Raw genomic sequence first — 9,691 nt, forward strand, 5'->3', positions numbered from 1 at the left:
TCGGTTGTGTTCTCAAAGATACCGCGAAGCTCCTGAGTTAGATTATATGCTTTTTGAATATCAGGATACAATTCAAACAATAAATTGGCACGTTCTATTTGGTTTTGGGACCATTTTGATTTGTTTTTGTACAAGAAATAATGACTTCTGGCCAGTAATTGTTTAAGAGTATCTCTGTTAGTCAAAACTTCACGCTCGAATCTTTTTTTGCTTTCTTGGCTTTTTCTATAGCCTCATTTTCCTGATCTATGGCTTGCCACTATTATTTATGGTAACGATAACTTGAGAAGCTCAACAAATGAATCTTGCATTTCTTTAGATTTTTAAAATGCAAAAATCGATATTTTAATATTTCCCCACAACTTTTAGACTTGATCCGTTTTATAGATTAACTATTTTACTTCCAGCTTTTTTCTTTCCTTGTAAAAGGCAGTTAGCTTTTTCCCGTATAAAGATTGGGCTACTTTTGGAGTCATCATTTTTTGTATGGTATCCAAATATTTCAAATTGATATCCGAAATTTCGGTCAGTGCTATGTAAGGTGCCACTTCATAGTCTTTGTTGTTTAAGGCAAAATTAGTACTGTACAAATACCGTCGTTTTAAATTGGCATTTTGTTTCGCTTCAATGCTGTCTGTCGCTTTTGTATCCCCATTTTTGAAAGCCTTGAATTTTAGTTCCATCAATGATAAGTTGTCGTCATTGAAACGGGAAATAATTTTTCGGTACTCCTCGTATTTCTCCTGATTTTTAGAGCCTGTAATTTTTGCATCCGAATTAAAATAATCCAAACTGGTTTCAATTTTGATATTCCCTTCTTCGGCAAAAAAACGTAGGTTATTATCGAGGGAATTGGTTACCCCTCGGTCCAGAAATAAATAATACATTTCTGGGGATTTGATGTCCAAGTCACTTTCAAAGTTTGAATTCCCGTCTATCGCTATAGTGTCAATGGCTACGAGCGAAGTATCTACTATTTTTTGGATGTATAGCGTTCCTTTTTTTAGCCCTTTTACATTTCCCGTAATGTGCAAATTTCCCGGGGCTTCTTTCTTATTACAGGCAACAATTAAGAATAACGCGAATAAAGTGATACTTGAATATTTCATGGATTTTTATTTTGGCAAATAAATAAAAAAATCCCCAATTCGTAATGCAAATTGGGGAATATAATTTTTTTGTTTTTACCCTTTTAGCCAAGTTTCCTTGAGTTTGTTTTTGCTCGCATCGGTTGATTCATAGCCTTCTTTGTCCTCGTAGGAAAGCTTGGTTTTTCCTTTGAGTATTTGCTCTTTTCCGTCCCGTTTAATTTTAACGGTAATTGGGTCATCCTTTTTCCAACTCTCACTTGTAGTAATCATGTCATAAATGTTGTCTAAAGTGTAGTTTGTGTCGTTGACGGACGTAATGATGTCGTTTCCTTTTATCTTTAATTCGGTAAAGAACTCGTTCAATTCTATGCCCGGAATTACAATAATTTCCTTGGTTGTTTGATTTACCGTGATGTATGGGGTTTGCCCTTTTAGGAAAACATTTCCAAGAACTTTTACCTTCATTTTGGTCAAGCCCACTTTTGCAAAGTAGAGTTCATAGGGTATTGGCGTTTCACCAGACACGTAGGTAGTTAAAAACTGGTTCACTTCCGGATAGGTCAGTTCCGTAATTTTAGCAAAAAGTTCCTCGTCGTTAAATGGTTTTTTAATACCATATACATCGGATAATTTTTGCATCAAATCGAGAAGGCCTCTTTCACCGTTACTCTTTTCTCTAATAATTATATCCAGACACATTCCGATTAAAGCCCCTTTTTCATAGACGTTCAAATATTGATCTTTGTAGGGCTTCGTCAGCACGTTTGCACTCATTTTTGTGAAGGGCATGGTATCGTCCATGTTAGCAGCGTTAGTTATTTTTCCTGCTATTCTGCCGTAAAAATCTTCTTCAGAAATTAATTCTTGATTGACTTGAAATAAATTGGCAAAATATTCCGTAACCCCTTCATACATCCACAAATGCTCCGACATTTTTGGGGTGTTGTAATCAAAATATTGGATTTCTTTAGAATGAATGGTTAGTGGGGTCACAATATGAAAAAACTCATGAGAAACTACATCTTTCAATTGTTCCGTTAACTGATCCAGAGGCATTGCTTCAGGCATGACAACGGTTGTTGCGGTTGGGTGTTCTAAGGCGCCAAAGCCATGGGCGTCATTTCCTTTTTGAACATCCGAAAGATAGATCAAGACACTGTATTTTTTTGTAGTATTAAATTTCCCCAAGAAATTCTTTTGAGCAATCATCATTTTCTTCATATCCGGCGTGATGCTTTCTGCGGTATGAACTCCATTTGGGGAATATACGGCAATGAGAATTTCCATTCCGTTACTATTGAAAGTGCTGTAATCGGGTTTGGCATACATAATTGGATTTTCGACCAATTCAGCATATCGACTGGTTACAAACACGTCATTCGTGGTACTTGCATCCAAATCTGTCATGGATGTTGCACCCCAAAGTGTTGCAGGATGCGCTATGTTTATTTTATATTGGCTGTCGTTTAGGTTGGTGAAATAACCAATAAAAGCGTGGGTGTTGAGCAATACATTTTTACCCGCATCAATATTGGATCCTGCTGGCGAAAAAATATCTGATTTGCCAAAATCGTCCCCTATTTCGGTATCAAAAGTATCGTTTACTTGGTAGGTAATTTTAGAAACTTTTTTGGCATCGGTGATTTTCCAAGAATTGGCATCTATTTTTACAACGGCGATGGCCACTCCCTTTTTGTCAAAGGCTTTTAAATCATCAATAAATTTTCCGTAATCGTCTTCAGAGTACGTTCCGGGAATGATTTTAGGAATATGATAAGTGACTTCTTTTGTTGAAAATTTTGGAGGTCTAATGGTTACCGAAACTTTGTCCTCTTTTATTGTATTCAAATCAATGTTGACTCGAACCTGTTCGATGGGTTTGGTTTGGCTAATGACTTTGAAACTCCATGATGACCAACTGATAACTATAGCTAATATGATATTCTTCATTAAAATTTAATTCATTGAAAATGAATGACAAATGTATGAAATTAGAAGGTATTAAAGTGGTTTCGTGTATTAATAACAATAAAAAAAGATATTTTTTAATAAATCAACAATTCTGTTTTTGGCTATCAATAGGAGAAAGGAGGCTCTCTTTGGAGATTTCAGCGGATCAATGTGACTAGGGTCTTTTAGCCCTTTTATTTCTGGAAATTTGTTTTTGTTGGGAGCATTTAAATCGATCTATATTATGCATTCGTAGTTTCGCATGTTTTGTTAAACGACCTTGAACACTTTCACATCACATTTTGAAGCTGGACAACTTCATTTTTCGTCGCATGATTTCGATTGTTTCCTATTCTGAGACGCCAAATTGGAAAGTAATGGCGTCAAATTGAGTTCGGTCTTCCCATTCCATTTCTATAATTTGATCCATTTCAATTTCTGTAAAAACTTTTTTCATGTAATAAATTTGAGTAAAAATAAAAAAACTCTTGTTGAACAAGAGTTAAGGTTTAATCAAATTTATTTTTTATGTAGTATTTGCCGTCTAAATCTTCATCAAAATCGTCAATTTTGATTGGTTTTGGCTTAGGTTTTGCAGCATTTGCTTTCTTTTTCCAGATTTCAAATTTTTCGGCAGTTAATTTCTTTTTCATGATTTCCAGAACCTCTTTTTCATCAATACCGAGTTCTTTTTTGATGATTTCATAAGGATTTCTTTCTTCTAATGCTAATGTAATAAGCCTTTCAGTTTGTTCCCAATTTAACTCTATGCGTTTACTTTTTTTCATTACTTGAAAATTAATTCAGGTTTGGTTGATTATTTTATGATTCAATTTCTTATTCAATATTAGTGAAAAAAATAATTACTTTTTCAACTTTGGTAAAATTTTTAATCATTTTTTATTTCTGCATTAATTTTTGATTTTTTTTAATGGTATCTAAATCAATTATTCGTAAAAAATTACTTGATTACCTCAGTCAAATTTAATGATTTTTGAGCAAGAAACTTATAGGATGGTCCGAAAGGTAAGATTTATTCTCTGTCCAATTGGTTTTGTTATTTTAGGGATTTGATGTTTCCAAAAATGTTGTGTAGTCCCTTTCATTATTAATAAACTGCCATGTTCCAGTATGATGTTTTTTTTAAGGTTTTTATCAGTATTGTGTTTCAACTGAAAAGGACGTTCGGCACCAAAACTGACTGAAGCAATTACAGGATTAGCGCCTAATTCCTTTTCGTTATCGGCGTGCCATCCGTTCCCGTCATTCCCGTTCCTATATTGGTTTAGTAAAACGGTAGTAAAATTAGAATTGGAAAGGTTTTCGACATGAGATTTAATATCTAGTAACAATACGGTCCAATGGTGTGGTTGCATTTTTATGTTTGAATAGGAGTAAGGCTTGTCTTGATTTCCGTATAAAGCGGTCAATCGGGGTTGTGCGTGTTTTTTACCATATACTGTAATTTCATCCTGTTGCCAGGGTGTTTTTTCTAGTAACTCGGCATAAATTTCATCTGCTTTTGTTTTATCAATGAAAGCAGGGAAATAGATGATTTCCGCATCGGGTAAATCAAGAGGTATGGACTCTAATTGAAATAGTGACTTCATATCGCAAAAATAATGAGAAAAGAGGTTTTTTTGATTCCTTTGGTCTGTTAACAACTTTTTTATTTTGTTAAACCTCTAATTCTTTCAGATTTTGCAATAATTTTTTATAAATGAACCCCGCAACAACTGCCCCTAAAATAGGTGCAACCCAAAATAACCACAATTGCGATAATGGTTCTCCTCCGGCAAATAAAGCTTGAGATAATGATCTTGCTGGATTCACGGACGTATTGGTAATAGGGATACTGATTAAATGAATCAATGTTAATGCCAAACCAATAGCAATTCCTGCAAATTTTCCTTTCGCAAATTTATCTGTTGCACCTAGTATTACTAAAAGGAAGAATAAGGTCAATACAAATTCAGCCATAAAAGCGGATTGTATGGAATAGCCATCAGGTGAAAATGCACCATAACCATTGGATGCAAAAGCACCAGCCTTCGTATTGTCAATCGTGAAACCCGCTTTTCCAGAAGCAATTGCAAATAAACTCCCAGCGGCGGCAATAGCTCCTAGACATTGGGCTATGATATAAGGTAGTAATTCTTTGGCAGGGAATCTTCCACCAGCCCATAATCCAAATGAAACAGCAGGGTTAAAGTGTCCTCCCGAAATGTGTCCAACTGCATAGATCATAGTCAAAACGGTCAATCCAAAAGCAAGTGAAACACCCGTAAATCCTATTCCTAAATCGGGAATTCCAGCGGCAAAAATGGCACTTCCGCAACCGCCAAATACAAGCCAATATGTGCCGAAAAATTCTGCTAATAGTTTTTTCATTATCAATATATTTAGTTTATAATTAATTAGAACTAATTTACTTGGGTAAAATAAACGTCAAGAAATAATTGCTGTAATAATTACTGATGAAGTTTAATTTGGAATTGAAAAAGAGGAAATGATACTTAAATAAATTCGAAGAAATTGTGAATTATTTATTTCATCACTATAATGCAGTCGCAAATGTGGTATTATGGTAAATTCATTAATTGGATTAATGAATACGAATATACAAAATATTTAACATAATTGAAGGTTCATTTTTAATTTTTTTAGATAAAAGGATTTGGTGTTGTTTTTTAATTTGAGAAACATCAGAAGAATTGTCAAATTTTTCTGCTAAAATAGGGCGCTTTTTAAAGAAGATTAGTCTCCAGAAATCAGTTCCGATTAAAGTATATATATTATAAGGTACAAATTTTTCGATGAATATCATTTCGTAAGGCAGTAGCAAATGAGTGTTAGCTCCGGGTAGAGGTTTTTGATTTCGAGTAAAATTTTTGAATTCTCTTTTTCTTCATAATTCTTTTTCAAACGATGAATAAGGATAATAATTGTCGTGAATCAGTTCGTGTAAGCCAATAAAATTAATTAATTTACTAAGGAAAACAGGGTAGGAGTTTCTATATGAAGTATCCTATTTTGTATGATGATATATGTTAAATGTTTCTCCAGTTTAAATTTACGGCAATTTTTAACATTTGTAGTTAGGCTTGTTGCGAATTTTAGTTAATTTTGTCTAAAATTTCGATTATTAAACAAATTACATATAAATAAGGCGTACAGTTATTATAGGAGTCAAAATAATAATAATACATTACGCATTTAAAAACCACAAAATTGATGAAATTAAAATTAAACCTAGTATTTTTTATTGTATTAAGCTTTTTTTCGGCTCAAAAAACTTTTTCGCAGTGTTTCCAAATTGAGAGTATTTTGGTTGATGCCTGTGATAATGGTTTGCAGCCAGGTAATGACGAAGGATTTAATGAAATGGTTCGGTTTAAGGTTGGAACTTCCAGCATAAATGCAAATGATTTATCGGTAACTTGGCCAAGTAATTCTTGGCAAGGGATTACTCAAAATGCTACCACGAAATCTAAAGTTGCAGCTTTAAATATTCAGATTGCCGCCGCTGGTGGTTGTGGAAAATTAATAGAACCAGTTGGAGGAGTCCTTCCTGCTAATGCAAAGGTAATTTTGGTTACTAGTTATAATTTCAGTATTGCTTCTAATGTTTTTGGAGCCATAACAGAAAATATTTATATTATTTTTCAGGACAATGCAATTACTACAGGAGGTCATTTTGGTAATTATGGTACAGCAGCTACAAGAACTCTCTCAATGTCATTTCTTGGATGTAGTGATACCGTTAGCTATGATCGTTCATTATTAGTGAATATAAATGGGACTTCCGGGGGAACTTCGGCGGAAAAGAATGGAGCTTCAGTTAATTACACACCGTCAGGAAGTGCAACTTATACCAATAACGGGTGTTCTGCTCCCGTTGAAGTTTTTATGGTAGATGCTGGTACTTCACAAAGTGCTTGTCCAGGTGCAACTATCACACTTTCGGGTAGTGCTCAAGGGCAAAAATCAGTATTGTGGTCTGCTCCAAGCGGAAGTTTTTCTGATGCAACGTCATTAACCTCAACTTATACTTTTGATGTCTCCGCTTCAGGATCTGTTGAATTGACCCTTACGGCAATAAACTCATGTGACGTTCCTAAAGCCGTTAAAGTAACCATGACTGTAAAGCCTAGTGTTATTCCTAATTTCCCAACCGCTTCAACGATATGTTCCGGTAGCGTTGCTCCGGTATTGAATACAACTTCTCCAAACGGAATTACGGGAACTTGGTCACCATCAACAATTAATAATACCATTGGTGGGAATTATATTTTCACGCCAGCCGCAGGTCAGTGTGCAGCTCCAATTACTTATGTTGTTACGGTAAACAACTGCGGGTTCAGCACTTTTGCTTCGGCAGCTTGGTTGTACAACTGCAGTGTCGCTCAATTTTATAACATCACCGGATCGGGAGTCGATTTAATTAATCCAGGCTCACCAGCAGGGTCTTTTATAACTGATTTTGGTTCTTTTGTTCAAAATTCAGGCAAATTTACTTTTGGCGGAGGAGAACTTAAAACTTTCAAAAATACGTCGGCAAATGTTTGTGGGGCAACAATGTACTACAATGTCCATCTTAAAAGTGACCCGGCAGGAACTTTTACGTCTTTGACTCTTAACTTTTTCAGTGATTGCTCAGGAGGAGCATTCAACGTTGGCGGAGGTCCTTGCAGTTCAGGAGACCAAAAATGGCAAACCGTTACCTCTGATTTAGTGGACATGACTAAACTTCCTTTAGGAAGTTATGTTCTGGAAGTGTATTACGAGGTAAAAGGATCAAACATTTCGACCACTCTTTGTAATGAGACTCTTACATTGAATAATGGTGGTGCGAATTATCGTTCCTCTTTCTCTATTCAAGACATACCGGTTTACGCCAGCACCAATCCTATTACTTGTAGTGGTTCAGAGGGTGATATTACCATTTCCGGATTGTCGCCAAGTACGGGGTATACTTTAACGTATACTGACGATGCCGTAGTGGTGGGGCCAACAAGTGTGACGTCAAATGCAAGTGGCAATATTGTTATTTCCGGTTTGAATGCAGGTAGTTATTCTAATTTTGTTTTAGTGGGATGTGGTACTTTTCCAAATAATACGCCAATAGTTTTGGTAGATCCGGTATTGACCTCATCAATTGCAAAAACCGACAATACAATTTGTCCAAGTATTCCTGCTTCATGTGACGGTACAGCAACTGTAGCTCCTGCTGGTTCGGGCTTGTATTCTTACAAATGGGATGTGGCAGCTTTGGGACAAACAACGGCAACGGCAACGGGGCTTTGTGCAGGTACATATTCTGTTGATATCAAAGATGAGGCTACTGGATGTATAATTACAAGAAATATTACTGTTGCAGATAATATAGTTTTGCCAGTTATAAATACCTTAACGGCTATCACTCCAGTTTGTTCAGGAGGAAATGCAGTGTTTAATCTATCTGGAACAGCAAATGCAACCGTAACCTATGCGGTAAGCGGTGGCGCAAATCAAAATGTTGTTTTGGATTCAAGCGGAAAAGCCACAATAACAGTAAATGCGATTACTTTAGACACGACGATAGTGTTAAGTCAAATAGACCTAGGTTCATGTAATGCAACAATAAATAATACTGCAACAGTGATACTTACTGCAATACAAAATGCGGGAACTTTAAGTGGGGTTCAATCCATATGTTCTAATGGAACTACGATTTTCTCTTCAACTCAATTAGGAGGGACATGGTCATCATCCGATACCGCAATCGCAACGGTTGATGCTGCCGGAACCGTTACGCCTGTCGCTGCCGGAACTGCAACAATAACGTATACTATGAATGGAATAGGCAGTTGCTCTGCTGCAACGGCAATTAGAACTGTGACTATAACTGCGGCTCCAAATGCGGGAATTTTGAATGGTGTTCAAGCCATTTGCTCTAATGGAACTACAACTTTTACTTCAAATGGAGATTTAGGAGGAACATGGTCATCATCTGATACTTTAATAGCAACAGTTGATGCTGCTGGAATCATAACCCCAATTGCATTGGGGACTGCAACAATAACTTATACGGTAACGGGAACTGGTGTATGCTCTGATGCAACCGCAACGAGAACTGTAACAGTAGCTGTTGCTCCAAATGCGGGAACTTTGAGTGGTGTTCAAACCATTTGTTCTAATGGGACTACAACTTTTACTTCGACCCAATTAGGCGGAACATGGTCATCATCCGATACTGCTATCGCAACGGTTGATGTTGCCGGAATCGTGACACCAATTGCTGGAGGAACCGCAACAATAAACTATATGCTAATTGGAACTGGGGGGTGCCCTGATGCAACTGCAACAAGAACCGTGACAATAACTGCTGCTCCAAATGCGGGTATCTTAAGCGGTATCCAAGCCATTTGCTCTAATGGAACTACAACTTTTAATTCAAATGGAGATTTAGGGGGAGCATGGTCATCATCTGATGCTTTAATTGCAACGGTTAATGCTACTGGAACTGTTACGCCTGTCGCTGCTGGAACGGCAACAATAACGTATACGATGAATGGAATAGGCAGTTGCTCTGCTGCAACGGCAATTAGAACTGTGACGATAACTGCAGCTCCAAATGCGGGAATTTTGAGTGGTGTTCAAACCATTTG

General features: G+C 36.4%; 8 protein-coding genes. 1 reads left to right on the forward strand and 7 read right to left on the reverse strand.

Going from position 1 to position 9,691, the window contains the following annotated elements:
* The 7 genes from DB895_RS13845 to aqpZ form a co-directional block, all read right to left on the reverse strand.
* Nucleotides 1-185, reverse strand: a 185-nt coding sequence (locus DB895_RS13845) for a transposase (RefSeq protein WP_145958730.1), incomplete at its 3' end; no start/stop codon positions are given.
* A gap of 207 nt (nucleotides 186-392) precedes the next feature.
* On the reverse strand, nucleotides 393-1,109 hold the full coding sequence (locus DB895_RS13850) for a DUF4369 domain-containing protein (protein WP_116725960.1): 717 nt from the start codon (nucleotides 1,107-1,109) through the stop codon (nucleotides 393-395).
* A gap of 75 nt (nucleotides 1,110-1,184) precedes the next feature.
* Nucleotides 1,185-3,041 carry a M61 family metallopeptidase gene (locus DB895_RS13855; protein WP_116725961.1) on the reverse strand — a complete coding sequence of 619 codons (1,857 nt, stop codon included), beginning with the start codon at nucleotides 3,039-3,041 and terminating at the stop codon, nucleotides 1,185-1,187.
* A 349-nt stretch (nucleotides 3,042-3,390) separates the two neighbouring features.
* Nucleotides 3,391-3,498, reverse strand: coding sequence for a DUF2805 domain-containing protein (locus DB895_RS14545; protein ID WP_394336339.1), 108 nt, complete (start codon nucleotides 3,496-3,498; stop codon nucleotides 3,391-3,393).
* 52 nt (nucleotides 3,499-3,550) lie between these two features.
* On the reverse strand, nucleotides 3,551-3,829 hold the full coding sequence (locus DB895_RS13865; RefSeq protein WP_116725962.1) for a DUF2805 domain-containing protein: 279 nt from the start codon (nucleotides 3,827-3,829) through the stop codon (nucleotides 3,551-3,553).
* A gap of 219 nt (nucleotides 3,830-4,048) precedes the next feature.
* Nucleotides 4,049-4,651, reverse strand: a complete 603-nt coding sequence (locus tag DB895_RS13870; RefSeq protein ID WP_116725963.1) for an alpha-ketoglutarate-dependent dioxygenase AlkB family protein — start codon at nucleotides 4,649-4,651, stop codon at nucleotides 4,049-4,051.
* Between the two features lie 67 nt (nucleotides 4,652-4,718).
* Nucleotides 4,719-5,432 carry an aquaporin Z gene (gene aqpZ / locus DB895_RS13875; protein ID WP_116725964.1) on the reverse strand — a complete coding sequence of 238 codons (714 nt, stop codon included), beginning with the start codon at nucleotides 5,430-5,432 and terminating at the stop codon, nucleotides 4,719-4,721.
* An 843-nt stretch (nucleotides 5,433-6,275) separates the two neighbouring features.
* Between aqpZ and DB895_RS13885 the strand changes: the two genes are divergently transcribed.
* Nucleotides 6,276-9,691 (forward strand): beta strand repeat-containing protein (locus tag DB895_RS13885; RefSeq protein ID WP_133242686.1); only part of this gene is annotated, 3,416 nt, incomplete at its 3' end.

This window comes from Flavobacterium psychrotolerans, from assembly GCF_003097635.1.
GTDB classification, from domain to species: domain Bacteria; phylum Bacteroidota; class Bacteroidia; order Flavobacteriales; family Flavobacteriaceae; genus Flavobacterium; species Flavobacterium psychrotolerans.

Bases quoted from the DNA above. Each gene is read 5' to 3' on its own strand.
- DB895_RS13850 (WP_116725960.1), bottom strand. From the start codon at position 1,109: ATGAAATATTCAAGTATCACTTTATTCGCGTTATTCTTAATTGTTGCC.
- DB895_RS13855 (WP_116725961.1), bottom strand. From the start codon at position 3,041: ATGAAGAATATCATATTAGCTATAGTTATCAGTTGGTCATCATGGAGT.
- DB895_RS14545 (WP_394336339.1), bottom strand. From the start codon at position 3,498: ATGAAAAAAGTTTTTACAGAAATTGAAATGGATCAAATTATAGAAATG.
- DB895_RS13865 (WP_116725962.1), bottom strand. From the start codon at position 3,829: ATGAAAAAAAGTAAACGCATAGAGTTAAATTGGGAACAAACTGAAAGG.
- DB895_RS13870 (WP_116725963.1), bottom strand. From the start codon at position 4,651: ATGAAGTCACTATTTCAATTAGAGTCCATACCTCTTGATTTACCCGAT.
- aqpZ (WP_116725964.1), bottom strand. From the start codon at position 5,432: ATGAAAAAACTATTAGCAGAATTTTTCGGCACATATTGGCTTGTATTT.